Annotated in this window: 22 protein-coding genes; 10 read left to right on the plus strand and 12 right to left on the minus strand. The window is 70.9% G+C overall.

What is annotated here, in order from left to right; translation table 11 throughout:
* Positions 1 to 112: 112 nt before the first annotated feature.
* Positions 113 to 1,573, minus strand: a complete 1,461-nt coding sequence (gene miaB / locus QSK36_RS16310) for a tRNA (N6-isopentenyl adenosine(37)-C2)-methylthiotransferase MiaB (RefSeq protein WP_285783091.1) — start codon at positions 1,571 to 1,573, stop codon at positions 113 to 115.
* Between the two features lie 390 nt (positions 1,574 to 1,963).
* Here miaB and QSK36_RS16315 point away from each other — a divergent pair, with 390 nt between their 5' ends.
* The 3 genes from QSK36_RS16315 to QSK36_RS16325 all read left to right on the plus strand — a co-directional run bounded on the left by QSK36_RS16315 (position 1,964) and on the right by QSK36_RS16325 (position 6,341).
* Positions 1,964 to 3,379, plus strand: coding sequence for a sensor histidine kinase (locus QSK36_RS16315; protein WP_285782977.1), 1,416 nt, complete (start codon positions 1,964 to 1,966; stop codon positions 3,377 to 3,379).
* Between the two features lie 240 nt (positions 3,380 to 3,619).
* On the plus strand, positions 3,620 to 5,731 hold the full coding sequence (locus QSK36_RS16320) for a sensor histidine kinase (RefSeq protein ID WP_285782978.1): 2,112 nt from the start codon (positions 3,620 to 3,622) through the stop codon (positions 5,729 to 5,731).
* Positions 5,703 to 6,341, plus strand: a complete 639-nt coding sequence (locus tag QSK36_RS16325; RefSeq protein ID WP_182897572.1) for a response regulator transcription factor — start codon at positions 5,703 to 5,705, stop codon at positions 6,339 to 6,341. The genes QSK36_RS16320 and QSK36_RS16325 overlap by 29 nt, the downstream gene beginning before the upstream one ends.
* A gap of 25 nt (positions 6,342 to 6,366) precedes the next feature.
* Here the strand turns inward: QSK36_RS16325 and QSK36_RS16330 are convergent, their stop codons facing one another.
* Complete coding sequence (locus tag QSK36_RS16330; RefSeq protein WP_285782979.1) at positions 6,367 to 7,011, minus strand: hypothetical protein; 645 nt, start codon at positions 7,009 to 7,011, stop codon at positions 6,367 to 6,369.
* 174 nt (positions 7,012 to 7,185) lie between these two features.
* Between QSK36_RS16330 and QSK36_RS16335 the strand changes: the two genes are divergently transcribed.
* The 6 genes from QSK36_RS16335 to QSK36_RS16360 all read left to right on the plus strand — a co-directional run bounded on the left by QSK36_RS16335 (position 7,186) and on the right by QSK36_RS16360 (position 13,252).
* Positions 7,186 to 7,941: an amino acid ABC transporter ATP-binding protein gene (locus tag QSK36_RS16335; RefSeq protein WP_079312037.1), complete on the plus strand. Its 756-nt coding sequence runs from the start codon at positions 7,186 to 7,188 to the stop codon at positions 7,939 to 7,941.
* 44 nt (positions 7,942 to 7,985) lie between these two features.
* Positions 7,986 to 8,819: a glutamate ABC transporter substrate-binding protein gene (locus QSK36_RS16340; RefSeq protein WP_183538840.1), complete on the plus strand. Its 834-nt coding sequence runs from the start codon at positions 7,986 to 7,988 to the stop codon at positions 8,817 to 8,819.
* Positions 8,820 to 8,852: 33 nt separating this feature from the next.
* A complete protein-coding gene (locus QSK36_RS16345) occupies positions 8,853 to 9,524 on the plus strand; it encodes an amino acid ABC transporter permease (RefSeq protein WP_139576150.1) in 672 nt (223 codons plus the stop codon).
* A complete protein-coding gene (locus tag QSK36_RS16350; RefSeq protein ID WP_183538838.1) occupies positions 9,521 to 10,399 on the plus strand; it encodes an amino acid ABC transporter permease in 879 nt (292 codons plus the stop codon). Before QSK36_RS16345 ends, QSK36_RS16350 begins: the two co-directional genes overlap by 4 nt.
* 88 nt (positions 10,400 to 10,487) lie before the next feature.
* Positions 10,488 to 11,225, plus strand: coding sequence for a transporter substrate-binding domain-containing protein (locus QSK36_RS16355; protein WP_161628038.1), 738 nt, complete (start codon positions 10,488 to 10,490; stop codon positions 11,223 to 11,225).
* Between the two features lie 53 nt (positions 11,226 to 11,278).
* Complete coding sequence (locus tag QSK36_RS16360; protein ID WP_285782980.1) at positions 11,279 to 13,252, plus strand: S9 family peptidase; 1,974 nt, start codon at positions 11,279 to 11,281, stop codon at positions 13,250 to 13,252.
* A gap of 298 nt (positions 13,253 to 13,550) precedes the next feature.
* Here QSK36_RS16360 and rny read toward each other — a convergent pair whose 3' ends face one another.
* From rny to recA, 3 genes are all read right to left on the minus strand, one after another.
* Positions 13,551 to 15,173, minus strand: coding sequence for a ribonuclease Y (gene rny / locus QSK36_RS16365; protein WP_285782981.1), 1,623 nt, complete (start codon positions 15,171 to 15,173; stop codon positions 13,551 to 13,553).
* Between the two features lie 280 nt (positions 15,174 to 15,453).
* Positions 15,454 to 16,059 carry a recombination regulator RecX gene (gene recX, locus QSK36_RS16370; RefSeq protein WP_502883323.1) on the minus strand — a complete coding sequence of 202 codons (606 nt, stop codon included), beginning with the start codon at positions 16,057 to 16,059 and terminating at the stop codon, positions 15,454 to 15,456.
* Between the two features lie 371 nt (positions 16,060 to 16,430).
* Positions 16,431 to 17,531 carry a recombinase RecA gene (gene recA, locus QSK36_RS16375; RefSeq protein WP_030506474.1) on the minus strand — a complete coding sequence of 367 codons (1,101 nt, stop codon included), beginning with the start codon at positions 17,529 to 17,531 and terminating at the stop codon, positions 16,431 to 16,433.
* Positions 17,532 to 17,862: 331 nt separating this feature from the next.
* Here recA and QSK36_RS16380 point away from each other — a divergent pair, with 331 nt between their 5' ends.
* A complete protein-coding gene (locus QSK36_RS16380; protein ID WP_139576144.1) occupies positions 17,863 to 18,138 on the plus strand; it encodes a hypothetical protein in 276 nt (91 codons plus the stop codon).
* A gap of 22 nt (positions 18,139 to 18,160) precedes the next feature.
* Here QSK36_RS16380 and QSK36_RS16385 read toward each other — a convergent pair whose 3' ends face one another.
* From QSK36_RS16385 to QSK36_RS16415, 7 genes are all read right to left on the minus strand, one after another.
* The gene (locus tag QSK36_RS16385; RefSeq protein ID WP_285782982.1) at positions 18,161 to 19,246 is read right to left on the minus strand and encodes an ABC transporter permease; all 1,086 of its coding nucleotides are present in this window, start codon (positions 19,244 to 19,246) and stop codon (positions 18,161 to 18,163) included.
* On the minus strand, positions 19,243 to 20,121 hold the full coding sequence (locus QSK36_RS16390) for an ABC transporter ATP-binding protein (protein ID WP_285782983.1): 879 nt from the start codon (positions 20,119 to 20,121) through the stop codon (positions 19,243 to 19,245). Before QSK36_RS16390 ends, QSK36_RS16385 begins: the two co-directional genes overlap by 4 nt.
* Positions 20,114 to 20,422: a winged helix-turn-helix domain-containing protein gene (locus tag QSK36_RS16395; protein ID WP_139576141.1), complete on the minus strand. Its 309-nt coding sequence runs from the start codon at positions 20,420 to 20,422 to the stop codon at positions 20,114 to 20,116. The genes QSK36_RS16390 and QSK36_RS16395 overlap by 8 nt, the downstream gene beginning before the upstream one ends.
* The gene (locus QSK36_RS16400; protein WP_183538832.1) at positions 20,419 to 20,850 is read right to left on the minus strand and encodes a hypothetical protein; all 432 of its coding nucleotides are present in this window, start codon (positions 20,848 to 20,850) and stop codon (positions 20,419 to 20,421) included. Before QSK36_RS16400 ends, QSK36_RS16395 begins: the two co-directional genes overlap by 4 nt.
* A gap of 205 nt (positions 20,851 to 21,055) precedes the next feature.
* On the minus strand, positions 21,056 to 21,250 hold the full coding sequence (locus tag QSK36_RS16405) for a DUF3046 domain-containing protein (protein ID WP_183538831.1): 195 nt from the start codon (positions 21,248 to 21,250) through the stop codon (positions 21,056 to 21,058).
* Positions 21,251 to 21,331: 81 nt separating this feature from the next.
* Entirely contained in the window at positions 21,332 to 21,820 is a 489-nt protein-coding gene (locus QSK36_RS16410) for a VOC family protein (protein WP_183538829.1), read from the minus strand.
* Positions 21,821 to 21,865: 45 nt separating this feature from the next.
* Positions 21,866 to 22,000 carry a hypothetical protein gene (locus tag QSK36_RS16415; RefSeq protein WP_285782984.1) on the minus strand — a complete coding sequence of 45 codons (135 nt, stop codon included), beginning with the start codon at positions 21,998 to 22,000 and terminating at the stop codon, positions 21,866 to 21,868.
* Positions 22,001 to 22,082 lie beyond the last annotated feature (82 nt).

Raw genomic sequence — 22,082 nt, forward strand, 5'->3', positions numbered from 1 at the left:
ACCCGGATCCAGGACCCCTGCCTGCGGTTCGACGACGACCTGCGGCGCGCCTACTGCTACGAGGTCCTGAGCCGCCTCGGCCGGTGACCCGGCCGCCGCCGGACTCGGCGCGTCAGACGGCCGAGCAGGCGGACGGCTCCGCGGGCAGCGGAGCGGGACGGCCGATGGTGGGCATCCCCAGGCTGACCGCGCTGCCCCGCTGCGGAGCGGCCTGCCGCGCCTCCCACGCGTCGCCCGCGCGGGTCCGCCGCACGGACAGGACCTTGTCGGCCACCAGGTGGTGCGGCGCGGCGTAGGTCACCTCGACCGTGACCATGTCGCCCGGACGGGCGCCGGCGGCGACATCGGACGCGGCGAGGTGGACGAGGCGGTTGTCGGCGGCCCGGCCGGACAGGCGGTGGGTGGCGTCGTCCTTGCGGCCCTCGCCCTCGGCGACCAGCACCTCCAGAGTGCGCCCGACCTGCTTCTTGTTCTCCTCCCAGGAGATCTCCTCCTGGAGGGCGACCAGGCGCTCGTACCGCTCCTGGACGACGGCCTTGGGCACCTGGTCCTCCATGGTCGCGGCCGGGGTGCCGGGGCGGATGGAGTACTGGAACGTGAACGCGTTGGCGAAGCGCGACTGCCGCACGACCTCGAGGGTCTGCTGGAAGTCCTCCTCGGTCTCGCCGGGGAAGCCCACGATGATGTCGGTCGAGATCGCGGCGTCCGGCATGGCGGCCCGGACCCGCTCGATGATCCCGAGGTAGCGCTCGGACCGGTACGACCGGCGCATGGCCTTGAGGATGCGGTCGGAGCCGGACTGCAGCGGCATGTGCAACTGGTGCATCACGTTCGGCGTCTCGGCCATGGCGGCGATCACGTCGTCGGTGAAGGCGGCCGGGTGCGGCGAGGTGAAGCGGACCCGCTCGAGGCCCTCGACGTCCCCGCAGGCCCGCAGCAGCTTGCCGAACGCCAGCCGGTCGCCGAACTCCACGCCGTAGGTGTTGACGTTCTGGCCCAGCAGGGTGATCTCCAGGACGCCCTGGTCGACCAGGGTGCGCACCTCGCTGAGGATGTCGCCGGGACGGCGGTCCTTCTCCTTGCCGCGCAGGGACGGCACGATGCAGAACGTGCACGTGTTGTTGCACCCGACCGAGATCGCCACCCAGGCCGCGTAGGCCGATTCGCGGCGGCTCGGCAGCGTGGAGGGGAAGGTCTCCAGGGACTCCTTGATCTCGACCTGGGCCTCTTCGGCGATCCGGGCCCGCTCCAGCAGCACCGGCAGCGACCCGATGTTGTGGGTACCGAAGACCACGTCCACCCAGGGGGCCCGGCGGACGATCTCGCCCTGGTCCTTCTGCGCCAGGCACCCGCCGACCGCGATCTGCATACCCTTGCGGGCCATCTTGATCGGCCGCAGGTGGCCCAGGTTGCCGTAGAGCCGGTTGTCGGCGTTCTCGCGTACGGCGCAGGTGTTGAACACGACGACGTCCGGCGTGTCCCCTTCTGCCGCGCGGACGTATCCCGCGTCCTCCAGCAGCCCGGACAGCCGCTCGGAGTCGTGCACGTTCATCTGGCAGCCGTAGGTCCGCACCTCATAGGTCCGCTCGGCGCCCTGTGTCGTCGTCGCGCCTTCGGCGCCCTGTGTCGTCGTCACGCCTTCGGCGCCCTGTGTCGTCGTCACAGTCTGTGTGGTCGCAGTCATCGCACTACAAGGGTAGGCGCTTTCCCACCCCCGCCCGTACCGGAACGTCGCGCACTCGATCGCGTACAAGCGGCGACGACAACGGCGTTGTCGCCGCATGCCAAGCCCTCCCGGAGCGGACCGGATCACGGGTGCGGATCCGCGTCATGACCAGGGCTCGCATCTGCCATTACCCAGGCTTGTGAAAAGCGAAAAGTTCGCTTTATTGAACCATTCATGTCTATGTGGTGCCCTTGTGAAGGCACCAGACCCACACTCCCCACGGATTGGCCTGAACCGATGTCGAACTGGAACCGATCATCCGTTCTCGTCCGCAGGACGGTTGGTTACTCCGCCGTCGCGGCACTGGTGTGCGCCGGGGTCAGCCTGCTCTTCCTCGTTGTCGTGGGCAGCAAGGACGCAGACGCGGCCCGGGCTCGTGTCACCGGGGCGTGGGACCGGGCGGTGCCCCTCATCAGAGAGGGGTTCCTCCCCTCCGTGCTGCCGGCGGGCAAGGACATCGCGATCCAGGTCCTGAACACACGGCACCAGGTCGTCGCGGCGACGCCGCAACTCGCCCGCAAGCCCCCGATGGCCACCTTCCACGCGACCAGCGCAAGCGTGCACTCCGAACGGGTGGTGTGCCCTCCGGCCGGGCTGAAGGGCTGTATGACCGTCTTCTCCTACAAGGTCTATCAGCCGGACGGGCCTTGGCTCCTCTACGTGGCGGTGCCCACGGTCCCCTGGTATGGGAACACGGCGGCGCTGTCCTTCGCGATCGGCATGTCCCTGCTGATGACCGCGATGACGGCAGCCGGGACCTTCCATGTGGCCAAAAGGGATATGACCGCGGTGGACGCCATCCGCACGGAACTGGCGGAGATCACCGCCACCCATCTCCACCGCCGGGTCCCCGTGGCGCACAACAACCAGGAAGAGATCAAGCTCTTGGCCGGAACGGTGAACGACACCCTGGACCGGCTCGAGGGCGCGTACAAGCAACTGCGGCAGTTCACCTCGGACGCCTCTCACGACCTGCGCAGCCCCCTCACCGCCATGCGGGCCCAACTCGAAGAGGCCCTCATGGATCCGGACGACACCGACTGGCCGAGGACGACCGCGGCGGTGCTCGCCGGAGTCGACCGGCTGCAGGCGATCGTGACCGACCTGCTGACCCTGGCCAGGCTGGACGCCCGCGCCCCCCTCGACCTCAGTCCGACCGACCTCGGCCGGCTGGTCCGCGGCGAGCTCGACCGCCGCACCTACCGGATGGAGATCGTGAGGGATCTCCAGCAGAACGTCTTCGTCGACTGCGACCGGCTGCGGATCACCCGGCTCCTGGTGAACCTGCTCGACAACGCCGAACGGCACGCCACCTCACAGATCACCGTCAGCGTGCGGGCCGACGGGCCGACGGCGACGCTGGAGGTCCTCGACGACGGCGCCGGTATCGCCCCGGAACACCGGGAAAGGGTCTTCGACCGCTTCACCCGGCTGGACGCCTCACGCGACCGGGACTCAGGGGGGACCGGGTTGGGGCTGGCGATCGCGCGGGAGATCGCAGAAGCACATCAGGGCACCTTGACCATCCAGGACAGCGAACGGGGAGCACGGTTCGTGCTGCGCCTCCCCGTCCGCGAAGCGCCTCAGATCGCCGGACGAAGCGAGCATCGTGCCGGTCACGCCGGCCTTTTCAGTTTCCCTGTCCCACGATGAGCGCCGTCCCACGATGAGCGCCGTCCCACGATGAGCGCCGTCCCACGATGAGCCGCCGTCCCAGGGTGATCCGCCGTCCCAGGATGAGCCGCTACCCGGGACCGCGACGCCCGACGATGAACCGGCCGGCGCCGCGAGGCCCCGGACGTCCTGGGACATCGTCCTGTTCGTCTGGGCATTTCGGTCGCTAGCCTGAGCCCCGACTCGGCGGTCGCGCCGGAGGCGCGAAGGAGGCGGGCAGTGCGGCGTACGGCGTGGGCGGTCTGCGCGCTCAGCCTGCTCCTGGTCGTCGCGGCCCTGGTGTTCGGTCACCGCAACGGCGCCGGGCTGTTCGCCCAGAGCCACCTCCTCTTCGTCACCGTCTGCGCGCTGGTCGGCGGCCTGATCACCGCCGAACGTCCGGGCAACGCCGTCGGTTGGCTGATGGCGGCCTGTGGCCTGTGCTTCGCGCTGCTGGACGCAACCGGGCACTACGCCCTGGCCGGGCTGCCGTTCGCGGCCCCGATGGCCTGGCCGCAGACGTGGCTGTGGGTCCCCGCCAACCTGTCGGTCGCCGCCGTGCCCGCCTTCTTCCCGTTGGGACGGCCGTCGTCGCCCGGGTGGCGGGCGACCCTGTGGGCGCTCGCCGCGGTCGCCGCCGTGACGACCGCGCTGAGCGCCCTGCTGCCCGGCCCCAGCCACCAGCTCGGATGGGGCACGCCGCTGCCGAACCCCCTTGGGGTGCCCGCGCTCGCCGTGGTCTCCCCGTTCGTCGAGCCGCTGACGACCGGGCTGATGGCTGCCCTGTTCGTGACGGGCGCGGCCGGTCTCGTACGCCGGGCCGGGCGCGGCGACGCCGACGAGCGGATCCGGCTCAAGTGGCTCGGGTACGCCGCGGGGCTCGCCGGGCTGATCGTCGCGGGGCGGGTGGCCGCGGGGTTGTCGGACGGCGACCCGCGCTCCATCTGGCCCATCACCAGCCCGTTCTGGGAGGTTCTGGGGACGTTCGCGGCCTGCCTGCTGCCGGCCGCCAGCGCGGTGGCGGTGCTGCGGCACGGTCTGTTCGACATCGACCTCGTCATCAACCGCACGCTCGTCTACGTGCTGCTGTCGGCGTGCGTGTTCGGCGGTTACGTGCTCGTGGTCACCTATCTCGGCGCGGTGTTCCGCACGGCGGGCGGGCTGCCGGTGTCGGTGGCCGCCGCCGGGGTGGTCGCCCTCGTCTTCGCGCCGCTGCGCGAGCGGCTGCAACGTGCCGTCAATCTGGTGATGTACGGCAGGCGCGACGATCCGTACGCGGCGCTGGCCCTGCTGGGCAGGCGCCTGGAGGAGGCGGCGGAGCCGGGCGCGGTGCTGGCCGCGGCGGCCCGGTCGGTGGCGGAGGCGCTGCGCCTGCCGCACGTCGCGGTCGAGGTGGCCGGAGGGCCGACCCACGCGTACGGCGTGCCCTCCCCCGGCGCCGTACGGCTGCCGCTCGTGCACAGGGGCGAGCCGGTGGGCGACCTGGTCCTGTCTCCGCGTCCGGGCGAGAGCGGGCTCGGCGCGAGAGATCGCCGGGTTCTCGCCGACCTCGCCCGCCAGACGGGGATCGCCGTGCACGCCGTGCGGCTGTCGGCGGACCTGCAGCGATCGCGTGAACGGCTCGTGGCGGCCCGCGAGGAGGAGCGGCGGCGGCTGCGGCGCGACCTCCACGACGGCCTCGGGCCGACGCTGGCCGCGTTGACCATGCGCGCGGAGGCCGTGCAGGACATGGTGCAGGACATAGTGCGCGACCCGGACGCCCTGGCGATGCTCGAAGAGATCATGACGGACGCCCGCACGGCGATGGGCGACGTACGGACGCTGGTGGAGGGGCTGCGGCCACCGGCCCTCGACACGCTGGGCCTGGCCGGAGCGATCAGGTCGCACGCGGCCCGGCTGCCCGGCGTCGAGATCGAGGTCGAGATCGACGGATCCCTCCCGGCGCTGCCCGCGGCCGTCGAGGTGGCGGCGTACCGGATCGCGGCCGAGGCGCTGGCGAACGCGCGCCGCCACGCCGGAGCCGGGCGGGTGCGCGTACGGCTCGGCATGACCGGCGGGACTCATGCCGGCGTGCTCGAAGTGGAGATCGCCGACGAGGGCGGCGAGCCGCACGCGGACGGCGGTGGCAGCGGGGTCGGCACGGCGTCGATGCGCGAGCGGGCGGCCGAGCTCGGCGGCACCTGCGTGATCGGTCCGCGGCCCGGTGGCGGGACGCGCGTGCTGGCCCGCCTTCCGGCCCGGAACACGGCCGAGAACACGGTCGAGAACACAGCCCAGAGCACACGCCTGAACACGGCGCAGGACACGAGACGGGAGGCGGGCGATGGAGCCGATCCGCGTGCTGCTGGTTGACGATCACGCGGCCTTCCGGGCGGGGCTGCGCGCGCTCCTGCGGCCGGTGGAGGAGATGGAGGTCGCCGACGAGGCGGCCAGCGGCGAGCAGGCCCTCGCCCTCCTCCCCCGCGTGCAGCCCGACGTCGTGCTGATGGACCTCGCCATGCCCGGCATGGGCGGGGTGGCCGCGACCGAGCGGATCACGAGGGACAACCCGCATGTGCGGGTCCTGGTGCTCAGCATGGCGGACGACGACGACGCGGTCTTCGCGGCACTACGCGCGGGGGCCCGCGGATACGTGCTCAAGGGTGCGCGGCGGGCCGAGCTCGTGCGTGCGATCCTGGCCGTGGCCGAGGGCGAGGCGATCTTCGGCCCCGCCCTCGCCGGGCGGCTGATGGGCTACTTCTCCGATCTCGGCCGCAGGCCCGAGCCGAGCTTTCCCGAACTCACCCCGCGTGAACGGGAGATCCTGGGCCTGGTCGCCGGCCATCTGACGAACGTCCAGATCGCGGCCCGGCTCGGGCTGAGCCAGAAGACCGTGCGCAACCACGTGTCCAGCATCTTCGCGAAGCTGCGCGTGGCCGACCGGGCCGAGGCGATCATGCGGGTCAGGGAGTCGGGCCTGTAGCGGACGGCCGGGCGCCCGCGGGTGCTCAGGCGGCCCGCCAGTCGTCCACGGGCATGCGCAGGACCTTCAGCCCGACCGCGCCGAACGCGGCGAGATGGAACAGCGACCCGATGGCCTGGACGGCCGGCGGCTGCCCCATCGTGAGGAACGGCCCGCAGGTCCCCGCGAGCGCCGCCACAGGGACCCACCACGGCGCCCGCCGCACCGCCGCCAGGCCCGTCAGGAGCACCAGCAGGCCCACGTGGAGGAGGAAGCCCGGCAGGAGGATGCCGTACACGAACCCGCCGAGCGCGCCGGCCACCTCGGTCACCCTGGTGGCCGGGGCGTCCGGAAGGGTGAGCGCCAGCGCCAGGTCGTAGAAGTCGGTCATGAACAGGCAGGTGGCGGTGACCGCGCCGGTGAGGCCGACGGCCGCGCCGATGTTGCCGGTGCGCGGCGCCCGCGCGCGGAGGAGGTGGGCGAGCCCGAGGATCACCGGGACCAGGCAGACGGTCGCCCACTGGAACAGCAGCGCGCTGGCCTGCACCTGCACCGGGCTGGCGCGGAACACCGCGGGATCGTGCTCGGTGCCCGGCGGCGAGGTCAGGAAGGCCAGGCCGAGCAGGACGGGCCACGCCAGCATGGCCGCCGCCGCCACGGTCTTCCGAAACAGGTCCGGATTTTTCAGCATCTGTGCTCCTACGCGGTGAGAGGTCGGCAGGAGCCAACCGGGACCGCGTCCCGGGCCGCATGGGGCGGGCCGTACGGACAAACCGGGAGTGATGTCCTGAGCAGCCGGGATGTGATCTATTCGGTACCGGCCCGTTAGTGACTCGGCGGCATTGACCCCCCTACGTTGTTGACCATGACGGAGATCAGTGGTTCCGACCCGCTTGTCAGGCTGGAGGGAGTCAACAAGCATTTCGGTCCCCTGCATGTGCTCAGGGACATCGACCTGAGCGTGGGCCGGGGCGAGGTGGTCGTCGTCATCGGCCCGTCCGGCAGCGGCAAGTCGACGCTGTGCCGGGTGATCAACCGCCTGGAGACGATCGACACCGGGACCATCGTCTTCGACGGGCGGGAGCTGCCCGCGGAGGGCAGGGCCCTGGCCCGCCTGCGGTCCGAGGTCGGGATGGTGTTCCAGTCCTTCAACCTCTTCTCCCACAAGACGATCCTGGAGAACGTCACGCTCGGCCCGACCAGGGTGCGGAAGATCTCCCGGCAGCAGGCCGAGCAGCGGGGCATGGAACTGCTCGAACGGGTCGGCATCGCCTCTCAGGCGGGCAAGTATCCCGCCCAGTTGTCCGGCGGCCAGCAGCAGCGCGCGGCCATCGCCCGCGCGCTGGCCATGGACCCCAAGATGATCCTTTTCGACGAGCCCACCTCGGCCCTCGACCCAGAGATGGTCCAGGAGGTGCTCGACGTGATGACCGGCCTGGCCAAGGACGGCATGACGATGATGGTCGTCACCCACGAGATGGGTTTCGCCCGCCGGGCGGCCAACCGGATCGTGTTCATGGCCGACGGCCAGATCGTCGAGGAGGGGTCGCCCTCGGAGTTCTTCACCCAGCCGAGCACCGAGCGCGCCCGCGACTTCCTCTCCAAGATCCTCACTCACTGATCCCAGCTCACGACAAGCTCCACAAGAAGCGAAAGGTGACGCGGATGCGATTCGGAGCCGGCCTGCTCGCCCTGGCCGCCCTGGCCACCGGCCTGACGGCCTGCGGCAACTCCGGTGCGGACTCGATAGCCGACAAGGCCAAGAACGACAAGAAGCTCGTGATCGGCATCAAGATCGACCAGCCGGGCTGGGGGCTGAAAAAGCCCGACGGCAGCTACGGCGGGTTCGACGTCGACGTGGCGAGGTACGTCGCCAAGGAACTCGGCGTGCCGGAGAGCGGGATCACGTTCAAGGAGGCCCAGTCGGCCAACCGCGAGCCGTTCATCCAGCAGGGCCAGGTGGACATGGTCGTGGCGACCTACTCCATCACCGACGAGCGCAAGAAGAAGATCTCCTTCGCCGGGCCGTACCTGGTCACCGGCCAGGACATCCTCGTCCGCGCCGACGACACCTCGATCACCGGGGTCGAGTCCCTCAAGGACAAGAAGGTCTGCGGCGCGCAGGGCTCGTCGTCGCCGAAGCGCCTCGCCGACAAGTTCGGGGCGGAGTGGGAGTCCAAGAACCTCACCCAGCAGCAGGGGTACGGCGCGTGCCTGCCGCTGCTGGAGAACAAGCAGGTCGACGCGATCTCCACGGACGCGACGATCCTCGCCGGGTTCGCCGCCCAGTTCCCCGGCAAGTTCAAGCTGATCGGCCAGCCGTTCAGCGAGGAGAAGTACGGCATCGGCATCAAGTTGGACGACAAGGCCGGCCGCGACGCGATCAACAACGCGATCGAGAAGTTCTTCAAGGACGGCAGCTGGCGCAAGGCCCTCGACGCCAACCTCGGCGAGTTCGGCAAATACTTCACCTCGCCGCCGTCCGTCGAACGGTACTAGAGCACCGATAGCGGCACTGGAAGGAGGCAGGCGGTGGAGGCCGTCGTCGACGAGCTTCCCGTCATCCTCGGCGCGTTCTGGCTGACGGTGAAGCTCACGGTGGTCAGCGGGGTGATCTCGCTGATCTGGGGGATCGTGCTGGCGGCCATGCGCGTCAGTCCGCTGCCGGTGCTGCGAGGGGCGGGTGCGCTGTACGTCAACGTGCTGCGCAACACGCCCCTCACACTGATCATCGTGTTCTGCGGTCTCGGCCTGGGCACGGTGATGAACGTCCAGTTCTCCCGGGACGACCTGTCGCTCAACAGCTTCTGGCTGTCGATCATCGGGTTGTCCGCCTACACCTCCGCCTTCGTGTGCGAGGTCGTGAGGTCAGGGATCAACACCGTGCCGCTCGGGCAGGCCGAGGCGGCCCGGGCGATCGGGCTGACGTTCCTGCAGACGCTCCGCCTGGTGATCCTCCCCCAGGCGGTGCGCACGGTCATCGCGCCGCTCGGGAGCCTGCTGAACGCGCTGGTCAAGAACACGACGGTCGCGGCCGCGATCGGCGTCATGGAGGCGGCGCTGCGGATGAAGAACCTGTTCGACGCCCACGGAGACGCGATCATTCCCATCTTCCTCGGCTTCGCCGCCGGGTTCGTCGTGCTGACCCTTCCCATGAACCTGCTGTCCGGCCGGCTGGCCCGGCGCCTGGCGGTGGTCCGATGACCGGGCGCGGCGCCAGCGTCCTCTACGACGTCCCGGGCCCGCGCGCCCGCCTGCGCAACAACGTGCTGACCCTCGCGTTCGGCGTCGTCCTGCTGCTGGTCGCGTACTTCGTCTGGACGAAGTTCGACGAGAAGGGCCAGTGGGACGGCAAGCTGTGGCAGCCGTTCCTGCGGGCCGACACCTGGACCGAGCTGATCCTGCCCGGGCTGCTCAACACGCTGGCCGCCGCCGCGGTCGCCGCGGTGCTCGCGCTGCTGTTCGGGGCCGTGTTCGGCATTGCCCGCCTGTCGGACCACCGCTGGGTGCGGATCCCGGCCGCGGTGATCGTCGAGGCCTTCCGCGCGGTCCCGGTGCTCATGCTGATCTTCTTCGCCCAGTACGGCGGGAGCCTGGCCGGGCTGGTCGTGACCGAGTTCGCGGCCGTGGTCTTCGGTCTCACGGTCTACAACGGGTCGGTCCTCGCGGAGATCGTGCGCGCGGGCATCCTCGCCGTGCCGCGCGGCCAGGCCGAGGCGGGATCCGCCATCGGTCTGCGCAAGAACCAGGTGATGCGGCTGATCCTGCTGCCGCAGGCGGTGACCGCGATGATGCCCGCGATCGTCAGCCAGCTCGTGGTGCTGCTCAAGGACACCGCGCTCGGGTTCGTCGTGGCGTACGCCGACCTGCTGAACGCGGGCGCCCGCGTGGTGCCGGCCAACTACGCCAACCTGATCCCCTCGGTCATCGTCATCGCGGTGGTCTACATCGCGATCAACCTGGCGCTGGGCTACCTCGCCACCTGGCTGGAACGGCGCAGCAGGCGCAGCCGCAAGATCGCGGCCGACCCGGCCGCCGCCGAGGTGGCCGCGGGCGGCGAGGTCGCGCTGATGAGCTGACCCCCTCCCGCCTGACGCCGCTCGGGTCAAGGGTTCTTTGCCGTGTCGCTGCTGGCGGGGGGACGCGCGCGACCTCGATATTGAGCGCGTGTGGCGTGGCGTTGCCGTGGTCGGCGTCCTGGCGGCCGCGTTCCTGACCGGTGGATGCGGGAACGACGGCACGCTGGTGGTCGGCGTGCGTCCCGGGCAGCCGGGCCTGGTCACCAGGCTTCCCGACGGGCGCTACAGCGGCTTCGACATCGAGGTCGCGCAGTACGTCGCCCGGGCGCTCGGTTACCGCGACGACCAGGTCGTCTACACGCTCGACACCGCGCGGGCCGATCTCGTCGTCGGCGCCACCGGTCCGCCGGGCTCCCGGTATGTCGCCGGCCCCTACCTCGTCACCAGCACCGACGTGCTCGTCCGGGCCCACGACCTGTCCATCCGCCGCCCGCGCGACCTCGCCCGCAAACGCGTCTGCGCCACCCGGGAGTCCGCCGAGCCGCTCGTGCAGAGGTTCGGCACCCGCTGGCGGCAGTTCTTCCTCGCGGAGGCGAACCTGCCCGCCGCCTGTGCGCCGCTGCTGGCCTCCGGCAGGACCGACGCGATCGTGGCCGACGCCCCCGTGCTCGCCGGGCTGTCGGCGCAGTATCCCGGCAGGTTCCGCTTCAGCGGCAGGTCGCTGGCCACCGAGAAGTACGGCATCGCCACCGGGACGGCCGCACTGCGCGACCAGGTCGAGGAGGCGCTGCGCCGGATGTTCGAGGACGGCACCTGGAAGCGGACGGTCATCGACCAGCTCGGCGCGCTCGCCACCCGCTACACCACCCCTCCGTCCCTCGACTGATGCGTTGCCGCATTCGCACCCGCGGGAGCGGGCTCGTCCGGCAGGATGCGGTCATGCCCCCCACGCCTGGCCCGAGGTCGTTCTCGCCACGGCCGTCCCCCATCTCCACCACCGACGTGGCACGCGCCGGTCTGCGGCTCGGCTTCCCGACCGTGCTGGGCCGGGAGACGTGGTGGGAGGAGGACCGCGCCGCAGAGGGAGGCCGCCGTACGGTCGTCCACCGGGCCGCCGACGGCGCCCTCACCGACCTCCTTCCCGCGCCCTGGGACGCCCGTACGCGCGTCCACGAGTACGGCGGGCGGTCGTATGTCGTCGTCCCGGGCCACGGGCTCGTCTTCGCGCACCACCCCGACCAGCGGCTCTATCTCGCCCGGCCACGGCCCGGCGAGCCGGGTCCATGCACCGAGTCCGGCGGCGAGCCGGGCTCGGGCGCGGAGCGGCCCCGGCCGATCACGCCGGAGCCCGACGAGCCGGGCGCGCTGCGCTACGCCGACCTGCGGGTCCAGGACGGCCCGGACGGGCCCCGGGTGTGGTGCGTCCGGGAACGCCACCACCAGGACGCCAAGGTCACCCGATCGATCGTGTCGGTGGCGCTGACCGAGGCCGGCGACGTCACCGAGCGGGTCACCGGCAGCGACTTCTACGCCTCACCCACGCCGTCCCCCGACGGCCGGCACCTCGCCTACATCTGCTGGAACCACCCGCACATGCCCTGGACCGGCACCGAGCTGCGGGTCACGCGGCTGTCCGACGGCGCCACGCGGACGGTGATGGGCGGGCCGGCCGAGTCGGTCCTCGCGCCGTTGTGGTGCGACGAGCGGCGCCTGTACGCGGTCTCCGACCGGTCCGGCTGGTGGAACCTCTACCGGGCCGACATCTCCGGATCGTCGTGCGAGGCCCTCTGCCCGGCGGAGGAGGAGTTCGCCGGACCGCTGTGGCAGCTCGGCGGCCTGCCGTACGCCGTGCTGGGCGACGGGCGGCTCGCCGTGCTGCACGGACGCGGCGACCTGCGCCTGGGCGTCCTCGACGCGGAGACGGGCACGCTGACCGACCTCGACGTCCCCTTTCAGGGGTGGGCGCCCGTGCTGGACGCGGACGGCGACGTGCTCGCCGGCCTCGGCTACCGGGCGGGCGCGCCGCGTTCGGTCGTCCGGATCGACGCCGCCGGTGACGCCCGTGACCCCGGTCACGCCGGTCACGCCGGTCACGCCGAGGAGCTGCGACGGGAGATCGACGACGTTCCCGCCGGTGTCCTCCCGGTGCCCCGGGCCGTGGAGTTCGAGGCTGTGGGGTTCGAGGCTGGGCCCGGCACGCGGGTCCACGCGTACCTGTATCCGCCGGAACAGGCGGACGAGGGCGGCGCGCCGTACGTCGTCTTCGTGCACGGCGGGCCTACCGGGCACGCGACGAGCGAGCTCAGCCTGGAGAAGGCGTTCTTCACCAGCCGCGGCATCGGCGTGATCGACGTCAACTACGGCGGATCCAGCGGGTATGGCCGGGCCTACCGGGAGCGCCTGCGCGGCCGGTGGGGCGTGACCGACGTGGAGGACGTGATCGCCGCGGCGAAGTGGCTGGTCGCCGAGGGCCTCGCCGACCCCGCCCGGATCGCCGTACGCGGGGCGAGCGCGGGCGGGTGGACGGTCATGGCCGCCTGCGGCGCGTCGGACGTCTTCGCGGGCGGCGTCTCGGTGGCGGGCGTCAGCGCGCTCGGGCCCCTGGTCGCGGCCACCCACGACTTCGAGTCGCGATACGTGGAGTGGCTGGTCGGTCCCGAGGACCGATACGGCGAGCGTGAGCCGCTGGCCCGGGCCGACCGGGTGAACTGTCCGATGCTGCTCATGCAGGGGCTCGCCGACCCGGTCGTGCCGCCGGCCCAGTCGCAGGCGTTCGCCGAGCGCCTGATGGCGCGCGGCGTGCCCTGCACCCATCTGACGTTCGAGGGCGAGGCCCACGGGTTCCGGCGGCTGGAGACCAAGGCGGCGGCCCTCGCCGCCGAGCTGTCGTTCTACCTGCAGATCTTCCGATGAGCGGGGCCGGTCACCCGTCCGTCTCGGCGAGAAGCGTGCGCATGCGGTCGATCTCGATGCGCTGGTCCGCGTCGACATGGTGACCTCGGGGGAGCGTCCCACCGGGGCGTCCCCCGCACGACCGGGGCCCCCGCCCAGCAGTGGGCGGGGGCCCTTGGCCTTGGCGGGCATGTGACCCGGTCGGGGGCCGTCCTGGGCTCCGGCGGGTGTGGGACTCGACCACCCGCCCTCACGAGAGGGATCAGCCAGGCCCCTTCGCCCTGACAGGCGGTCGGCAGGAGGCGTGACGGCCGAGGCCTTACCGGGCGAACTCCGTGGCGCGGGACTCGCGGACCACGGTGATCCGAATCTGGCCCGGGTAGGTCAGCTCCTCCTCGACCTGCTTGGCGACGTCCCTGGCGATGACCTGGGCCTGGATGTCGTCCACGTTCTCCGGCCGGACCATCACCCGGATCTCCCGGCCCGCCTGCATGGCGAAGACCTTGTCCACGCCGTCGTACGACTGGGCGATCTCCTCCAGGCGCTCCAGCCGCTTGACGTACGCCTCCAGGGACTCGCGCCGGGCGCCGGGGCGGCTGCCGCTGATCGCGTCCGCGGCCTGGGTGAGGACCGCCTCGACGGTCCTGACCTCCACCTCGTTGTGGTGCGCCTCGATGGCGTGGACGACGTCCTCGTGCTCGCCGTACCGCCGGGCGATCTCCGCGCCGATCATCGCGTGGCTGCCCTCGACCTCGTGGGTGAGCGCCTTGCCGATGTCGTGCAGAAGCGCACAGCGCTTGACGAGGTCACGGTCGAGCCGCAGCTCGGAGGCCATGATCCCGGCGATGTGCGCCGACTCGACCAGGTGCTTGAGCACGTTCTGGCCGTAGGAGGTGCGATAGCGGAGCTGGCCCAGCAACGTGACCAGCTCGGGGTGCATCTCGGTGATGCCCAGCTCGACCAGCGCGTCCTCTCCCGCCCGCACGCACAGGTCCCGCACCTCGGCCTTGCTGCGCTCGTACGCCTCCTCGATGCGCTGGGGGTGGATCCGGCCGTCGAGCACGAGCTTCTCCAGCGTCAGCCTGGCCGTCTCCCGACGGACCGGGTCGAAACACGACAGCAGCACCGCCTCCGGCGTGTCGTCGATGATCAGATTGACCCCGGTGGTGGACTCGAAAGCCCTGATGTTGCGACCCTCGCGGCCGATGATCCGGCCCTTCATCTCGTCGCCGGGCAGGTGGAGGACGCTCACCACCGACTCGGCCGTCTGCTCGGTGGCGACCCGCTGCACGGCCAGCGTCACGATCTTGCAGGCGCGCTTCTCGCCCTCCTTCCGGGCCTCGCTCTCGATCTCCCGGACGATCAGCGCGGCCTCGCGCTTGGCCTGGTTCTCGATCTCCTTGACCAGCTCCGTCTTGGCCTGTTCGGCAGTCAGTCCGGCGACCCGCTCCAGGATCTCCTGCCGCCGCTCGGCCACCCGCTCCAGCTCCTCGCGGCGGTCGGCCAGCTCGGTCTCGGTCTCGGCCAGCTTGCGGGCCCGCTCGGTCTGCCTGCGCGCCTCCTCGTCGAGCCGCTGCTCGCGCTCGGCCAGCCGGTTCTCGCGGCGTTCGAGGTCGGAGCGCAGCTCCTTGAGCTCCGTCTTGAGGATTCGCGCCTCCTCCTCGACCTCCTTGCGCATCAGCGCTGCGCTCTCGGCGAGTGTCTCCGACTTCTTGAGGATCTCCCCCGCGTCACGCTCCGCCTTCGTGCGGATCTCCTCAGCCTCGCGTCTGGCCCGTTCGAGTTCCTCGTTGACCTCGGCCTTCACCTCGGCAAGCTGCTCGGGCGAGGGGCCGGGCGGTGCGACGGCTCCGGTGCGGCGCATGACTATGACGAGGGCGGCGATCATCACGAGAGCCAGCAGCACTACCGCAACCGCAAGAACGATCACGATCGTGTCCATGCGCGCTCACCCCTCACGACAACTCTTGGCAGGGGTCACACGCGCAGCACGGCAGCGCCCGGTGGCGTCACCAGGACAAATATCGTCGCAATGCCCAGGCGCCCCGAGGGGCGACCCATATGGCCCGAAGGCCGGTCAATGTCTCTCGTCCGTCGTGGTACACCGTTATGGCAATCCGCGCTGCGCGGAGTAACTCCTCACTGCGGTCGAGATTAAGCGTCAGAGAGGTAACGAGCAAGCAAAGATGCCCTGTCAAGTGACTTTTGCGTGGTGCTATGGCTCACTCGAAGGTATCCGGAAGCCCATCTGACGGGCTGCCCTCGGCCTCGATCGCCTCTCGGACCACGCGGAAGGCCAGCCCCGGCGAGTAGCCCTTGCGGGCCAGCATGCCGACCAATCGTCGCATGCGCGCCTGCGGCTCCACCCCGCGGGTGGCGGCCAGCTTCCGATCCACCAGCCTGCGTGCGGTCTCGGCCTCCTCGTCCGGATCGAGCCGTCCGACGGCGTCCTTGACCGTCTCCTCGGCCACGCCGCGCCGCCGCAGTTCCTGGGCGAGCGCGCGGCGGGCGAGCCCGCGACCGGTGTGCCGGGAACTCACCCACGCGGCGGCGAACGCCTCGTCGTCGATGAGCCCGACCTCGGAGAACCGCTCCAGCACGGCGTTCGCCGCCTCCTCTGGCACGTCCCGCTTGCGCAGGGCGTCCGCGAGCTGGGCCCGGGTCTTGGGTGCCATCGTCAGCAGCCGCAGGCAGATGGCTCTGGCCACCGCCTCGGGATCGGCCGGCGGGCCCTCGCCCGCCGCGGTGCCCTCCTGCGGCCCGTCGGGAAGCCACCCGCCGGACCTCCTACGCTTTCCCCGGCCTCTCGGCGCTCCCCGTTCTCCCAGGCCCGCCCAATCTCCCGGAGCTGCCTGTTCCCCCAGCCCTGCCCAGTCTCCCGGAGCTGTCTGTCCCCCCTGGCCTGCCCAGTCTCCCGGAGCTGTCTGTTCTCTCAGGCCTGCCGGGTCTCCTCGCCGGCCGCCACGTCCCTGGCGCCGGCGTCCGGCCCGGCCGGCCTCCTGACCCGCCTCCGCACGCCCGATCTCCGCACGTCCGATCTCCGCGCGCCGGATCTCCTCACGCAGGGCGGCGATCGTCGCGGAGGCGTCCTCAGCCGATCCGGGCAGCTCTTCGGCCGGCCCCCAGGGTCCCGAGTTCCAGTCCCCCGGCCCGATCCCGTCGTCCGGGCCGGGGGGCTCGTCGCGCCTCATGCCTGCGCTCAGACGTCACCCGGCTTGGGCGCGCTGGCCGCCTTGCTGCCCCGGCCGGACGTGGGGGCGGGCGGCGCCGCCGGAGCGGCGGGGGGCTCGCTCGGCGAGTCGAGCCGCGGCCCGACACCGAGCTTCTCCTTGATCTTCTTCTCGATCTCGTTGGCGATGTCGGGGTTGTTCTTCAGGAAGTTGCGGGCGTTCTCCTTGCCCTGCCCGAGCTGGTCGCCCTCGTACGTGTACCAGGCTCCGGCCTTGCGCACGAACCCGTGCTCGACGCCCATGTCGATCAGCCCGCCCTCGCGGGAGATGCCGATGCCGTAAAGGATGTCGAAGTCGGCCTGGCGGAAGGGCGGGGCCATCTTGTTCTTGACGACCTTCACCCGGGTCCGGTTGCCGACCGGCTCGGTGCCGTCCTTGAGCGTCTCGATCCTGCGCGCGTCCAGCCGCACCGACGCGTAGAACTTCAGCGCCTTACCACCCGTGGTGGTCTCGGGGCTTCCGAACATGACGCCGATCTTCTCGCGGAGCTGGTTGATGAAGATGGCGGTGGTCCGGGTCTGGTTCAGCGCACCGGCGATCTTGCGCAGGGCCTGCGACATGAGTCGGGCCTGGAGACCGACGTGGCTGTCGCCCATCTCGCCCTCGATCTCGGCCTTCGGCACGAGGGCCGCCACCGAGTCGATCACGATGATGTCGACGGCGCCGGAGCGGATCAGCATGTCCGCGATCTCCAGCGCCTGCTCACCGGTGTCCGGCTGGGAGACGAGCAACGCGTCGACGTCGACGCCCAGCTTCTTGGCGTACTCGGGGTCGAGGGCGTGCTCGGCGTCGATGAACGCGGCGATGCCGCCGCCCTTCTGGGCGTTGGCCACGGCGTGCAGGGCGACCGTCGTCTTACCGGAAGACTCGGGGCCGTACACCTCGACGATCCTGCCGCGAGGATAGCCGCCGATGCCGAGGGCCACGTCGAGAGCGATAGAACCGGTGGGGATGACCTCGATCGGGGCACGCGCGTCGTCTCCGAGGCGCATGACGCTGCCCTTGCCGAACTGCCGCTCGATTTGTGCGAGGGCGGTCTCAAGGGCCTTCTCGCGGTCGTTGATTGCCATTGGGTGCCCCCTGAAGGGTGGTCGTCTGCTCGGTCACCGAAAAGCTACGGGGTGCCACCGACATTTTCCGGAGCTTCCCGCAGCCCGCCCCGGAAGGCGGGCCGGGAGCCTGTCGCGCCCCGGCGACCTGACGGCGCGCACCCCGGCGGCGACCAGTCCAATATAGCCGAACGACTGTTCGATCACATGCCCGATCCGCCGCCGAACCCGGGGACGAACGGCGTCCCAACCGCGCCGTTACATTCCCGGGCGTTACTCTGCCATGGTTGCCAGCGCGCTGACCTGGGACGATCCTTGTAGCAAAGCTGGATCTCCCCGCTGGAGGGGCCACGTGACGGGCACCGGCGACTACAGCGGACAGCGCCTCGCCCGCCTTGAGGCGCTCGCGGCGCGGCTCCCCGAGCACGGTCTCTCCGCGCGACTGCTCGGCACGGACGATCCGGTCTTGTCCGTCTGGCACCCGGGCACCGGCAGGCAGACGATCGTCTTCGCGACGCCCGCCAAGGGAGGCTGGATGTTCCTGTGGGCGCCGGGCGGCCAGGAGAGCGCCGACGACCCCGGCCGTGCGGCCGAACTGATCGGCCGGACGCTCTCCCGGCGCCCCTGATCCTCCGCCGGCGCCCCGGCCGTCAGCGGACGACCTCGCCCAGCTTGACCCGGGCGCCGGTGCGGAGCACCGCCCGCTGATAGACGCGGGCCGCGCCCAGCAGGACGGCCACCACGGCCACGACCATGAGCGCTCCGGCGATGAGGATCTCCCCCAGCGGCACGTCGACGGCCGCCGTACGCACGGGCATGACCATCGAGGAGAACGGCGGCACGAACGACAGCACGCGCGCGACCGTGCCCGTCGGCTCGACGGCGGCGAAGTAGGCCGTCAGGTAGGTGAACATCATGAGCATGGTCATCGGCGTCAGGACGGTGTTGAGCTCCTCCTGCCGCGACACCAGGGAGCCGAACGCGGCGGCGAGCGCCGAGAAGAAGGCGTAGCCCAGCACGAACCAGACGACCGCGCTGACCACGATTCCCCCCATTCCGGGCGGCAGGTCGGCTGTGAAGCCGGTCGCGAACGACGCCGCCAGACCGGCGGCGATGACCACGACGAGGTTGACCAGCCCCAGCGAGCCCAGCCCGACGATCTTGCCGCCCAGGAGCTGCCAGGGACGCACCGAGGTGAGCAGGATCTCCACGATGCGGCTGCCCTTCTCCTCCACCACACCCATGGCGACGAACATCGAGGAGTAGATGAGCAGGAAGAACAGCACCATCACGATCAGCGTGGCGATGCCGGTGCGCACGCCCTGGTAGCGGGCGTCCGCGCCGACCGACTCCACCGTCAGCGGCGTGATCGTGAGACCGGACGCCTTGATCTGGGTGTCACGGTGGGCGCTCTCCAGGATCAGCCCCAGCCGCTGGTCGAGTTCGCCGTTCGCGAGGACCTTGTCCCCGTTGATGAGGGCCGCGTCGAGGTCCCCGTCGACCACGGCCTTCCGGGCGGCCGCCTCGTCCGGCCACCGGGAGTACGCGAGCTGGGCGGCGGGCGGGGGCGCGTCGCCCACGACGCCGACGTCGTAGGTGTCGTCGCCGCCCAGGACCTTGGGCAGGAACGCGAGCGCCGCCACCAGGACCGCGCTGACCGCCAGACTGATCAGGTACGACTTCGTCCTGACGCGCGTGCGGATCTCCCGCTGGGCCACCAGCCACAGGCCGTTCATGCCACCGCCTCCCTGAAGATCTCGGCCAGCGTCGGCTGCCTGCGGCCGAAGTGCTCCACCCTGCCCGCCCCGATCGCCGTACGCAGGATGTCCTGGTCGTCGCCCTCCTCGCACAGCAGGACGTCACGGTCGCCCTCGCGGGTGAGCTCGCCGGGCAGGCCGTCGGCCCAGCCGGGCGCGGCGTCCCTGACCACGACCCGCAGCACCCCGCGGCCCTCCCGCTCGCGCAGCTCGCCGACCGGTCCGTACGCCACCATGCGGCCCGCCGAGATGATGCCGACCGAGTCGCAGAGCTGTTCGACCAGGTCGAGCTGATGGCTGGAGAAGATCACCGGCACACCCGCGGCGGCGCGGTCCTTGAGCACCTCCGCGAGCGCGTCGACCGCCAGCGGGTCGAGGCCCGAGAACGGCTCGTCGAGGATCAGGACCGCCGGCTCGTGGACGAGCGCGACGGCGAGCTGCACCCGCTGCTGGTTGCCGAGCGACAGCGCCTCCACGGCGTCGTCACGCCGCTCGACCAGGCCGAGCCGTTCGATCAGGGCGGCGGTGGCCGAGCGCGCGACGGCCGGGGCGAGCCCGTGGAGCCTCCCGAAGTATTCGATCTGCTCGGCGACCTTCATCTTCTGGTAGAGGCCGCGCTCCTCCGGCATGTAGCCGAACGTGCGGCGGTCGTCGTACGTCACCGGGCGCCCGTCCAGGCGCACCTCGCCGGAGTCGGCGTCGAGCACGCCCATGACGATCCGCATCGTCGTCGTCTTGCCCGCGCCGTTGGCGCCGACGAACCCGAACATCTCGCCCGGCCGTACGGTGAAGCCCACCCCGTCGAGGGCGGTCTTGTCTCCATAGCGTTTGCGCAGGCCGTCGATCTCAAGCACGGGGGGTCGCCTCCACAATTCGTCGCAGAACATCCATGTATGTCTCGAAGGCCCTACGCCCCTGGTCGGTCAGCGAGAGCCAGGTGCGTGCGCGCTTGCCGACGAAGGTCTTCTCCACCCGGACGTAGCCGGCCTCTTCGAGCGTGAGGATGTGCTTGCTGAGCAGCGAGTCGCTGACCTCGATGGTGTCGCGGAGGAAGCGGAAGTCGGCCTTGTCCGCCGCCGCCAGGGCCGCCATGATCGACAGCCGCACCGGCGCGTGGATGATCTCGTCGAGCTCGTGACGCGGGTGAGCCGTCATCGGTTCCTCATCACGCGGAGTCCGCCGTACACCAGGGGCAGCCCGGCGAGCACCGACAGCGCGACGAGCGCCGCCGTCCAGCCCGCCGTGGGCCGGTCGGGCCGCAGCCAGACGCCGAAGACGAACGGCAGCATCATCGTCACCACGTACGCGGCCGAGACCGGCCCGTTGATCCGCTTCATCAGCCGGTCGTGCACCCGCAGCCGGGCCCAGTACACGCACAGGGCGACCGTCAGGACGATCCACCCGAGCCCGGCGAGCAACGGCAACGGACGGCCGCCGAGGAACATCGCCGGCCAGTAGACCATCGTGGCCAGTCCCACGAACAGGTATGCCCGTCCTGGCCCGCGAGAGGAACGCCGGACCCGCCGCCCCACGCGCCCGATCTCCTGGAGAGCCTCATCGGGAGTGAAGTCGTCTCCGCTCATGTGCTTCCTCCGTGTTCATCTGCTCAACACGGTAGCAAGCACTCAACCGGCATTCAAGTAGTTGCCGTAGACGACCGAGGACATGAGTCATGAGGGAGCGGCACGTGACGGGATCACACCGCCGCGGTCACGGGGTGGAGTCGACGGAGACCGCCGCCGAGCGGTAGCCCCCGGCGCGGTCTGCCGGTAGGCGGGAGAGGGAGTGTCAGCGCAGCCTGGGGTCCACGTCGACCGCCTGGCAGACGGCCTGCCAGACCTGCTTGGCCGCCACGCCCTCCGCGAGGGCCTGCTCGACCGTGCGCCCGCCGAGCCCGGCGATCACGTAGTCCTTCGCCCACGACTCCGCGTACGCCTCGCCGAAGTGGCGGCGCATCCTGTTCCAGAAGTCTGTGAGGCGCATGCGTTCAGTATGACGCCGCGGCCCGGATGTCCCGTCCCGGCCGCGGCGTCGCGGTCGCTGCCCCACCGGCAGGGGACGGCGTCACATGACGCGGGTGCCGTACATCTCGCCGAGCGGGTCGGCGAGCAGCTCCAGGCGGGCGCCGTCCGGGTCCTGGAAGTAGATCGAGCTACCGCTTTCCACCTGGTGGGGGACGCCGGCGGCGTCGAGCTTGCCGCGCAGGCGCTCCCATGTCTCCCGCTCCACCGAGATCGCGATGTGGTGGAGCCCGCCGAGGACCTCCTTGTACGGCTCCAGGTCGAGGCCGGGGAGGTCGAAGAACGCCAGCAGGTTGCCGTTGCCGATGTCGAAGAAGAAGTGGTTGGACCCGCGGTAGTCGCGGTTCTCGAATATCTCGGTCAACGGGAACTCGAGGAGCTCGTGGTAGAAGCGGATCGTCCGCTCGACGTCAGACGAGATCAGTGCGAAGTGGTGCAGGCCCCTCGCGCTGCTTGCGGCACGGCGCTCGCTCAGGTAGCGCTCGCGGATCCGCGCGCGCTCCGCCTCGATGGCCGCGTAGTCGATTTCCATACTGAGGAAGTTTGGCCCGATGGCGGCATCTCATGCTGTCCGGGGTCAGGGGAGCAGCCATCTTCGCCAGCTCACCCATTCCACGCGTTCCGCCCGCAGCGCCTCGTATCGCGACTCGCGGGCCTGGCGGGCCTGGTGGGCGGGGTCCTGCCGGTCGGTGCGGCTCGTCCTGCGGAACATCTCGTTTCCCTTCGTCGAAGGTCGTGGTCGTGGTCGTGTCGTACGGGATCAGCCTGCCTGGGCCGGCTTGCCCCGCACTTGC

Origin of the sequence: Microbispora sp. NBRC 16548 (genome assembly GCF_030268985.1) — a bacterium.
Lineage (GTDB): Bacteria > Actinomycetota > Actinomycetes > Streptosporangiales > Streptosporangiaceae > Microbispora > Microbispora catharanthi.

What these genes read in the sequence shown, in the direction of transcription:
- QSK36_RS16315 (WP_285782977.1), top strand. Translation starts at nt 1,964, where the DNA reads ATGTCGAACTGGAACCGATCATCCGTTCTCGTCCGCAGGACGGTTGGT.
- QSK36_RS16325 (WP_182897572.1), top strand. Translation starts at nt 5,703, where the DNA reads ATGGAGCCGATCCGCGTGCTGCTGGTTGACGATCACGCGGCCTTCCGG.
- QSK36_RS16330 (WP_285782979.1), bottom strand. Translation starts at nt 7,011, where the DNA reads ATGCTGAAAAATCCGGACCTGTTTCGGAAGACCGTGGCGGCGGCGGCC.
- QSK36_RS16335 (WP_079312037.1), top strand. Translation starts at nt 7,186, where the DNA reads ATGACGGAGATCAGTGGTTCCGACCCGCTTGTCAGGCTGGAGGGAGTC.
- QSK36_RS16340 (WP_183538840.1), top strand. Translation starts at nt 7,986, where the DNA reads ATGCGATTCGGAGCCGGCCTGCTCGCCCTGGCCGCCCTGGCCACCGGC.
- QSK36_RS16350 (WP_183538838.1), top strand. Translation starts at nt 9,521, where the DNA reads ATGACCGGGCGCGGCGCCAGCGTCCTCTACGACGTCCCGGGCCCGCGC.
- QSK36_RS16360 (WP_285782980.1), top strand. Translation starts at nt 11,279, where the DNA reads ATGCCCCCCACGCCTGGCCCGAGGTCGTTCTCGCCACGGCCGTCCCCC.
- rny (WP_285782981.1), bottom strand. Translation starts at nt 15,173, where the DNA reads ATGGACACGATCGTGATCGTTCTTGCGGTTGCGGTAGTGCTGCTGGCT.
- recA (WP_030506474.1), bottom strand. Translation starts at nt 17,531, where the DNA reads ATGGCAATCAACGACCGCGAGAAGGCCCTTGAGACCGCCCTCGCACAA.
- QSK36_RS16385 (WP_285782982.1), bottom strand. Translation starts at nt 19,246, where the DNA reads ATGAACGGCCTGTGGCTGGTGGCCCAGCGGGAGATCCGCACGCGCGTC.
- QSK36_RS16395 (WP_139576141.1), bottom strand. Translation starts at nt 20,422, where the DNA reads ATGACGGCTCACCCGCGTCACGAGCTCGACGAGATCATCCACGCGCCG.
- QSK36_RS16400 (WP_183538832.1), bottom strand. Translation starts at nt 20,850, where the DNA reads ATGAGCGGAGACGACTTCACTCCCGATGAGGCTCTCCAGGAGATCGGG.
- QSK36_RS16405 (WP_183538831.1), bottom strand. Translation starts at nt 21,250, where the DNA reads ATGCGCCTCACAGACTTCTGGAACAGGATGCGCCGCCACTTCGGCGAG.
- QSK36_RS16410 (WP_183538829.1), bottom strand. Translation starts at nt 21,820, where the DNA reads ATGGAAATCGACTACGCGGCCATCGAGGCGGAGCGCGCGCGGATCCGC.
- QSK36_RS16415 (WP_285782984.1), bottom strand. Translation starts at nt 22,000, where the DNA reads ATGTTCCGCAGGACGAGCCGCACCGACCGGCAGGACCCCGCCCACCAG.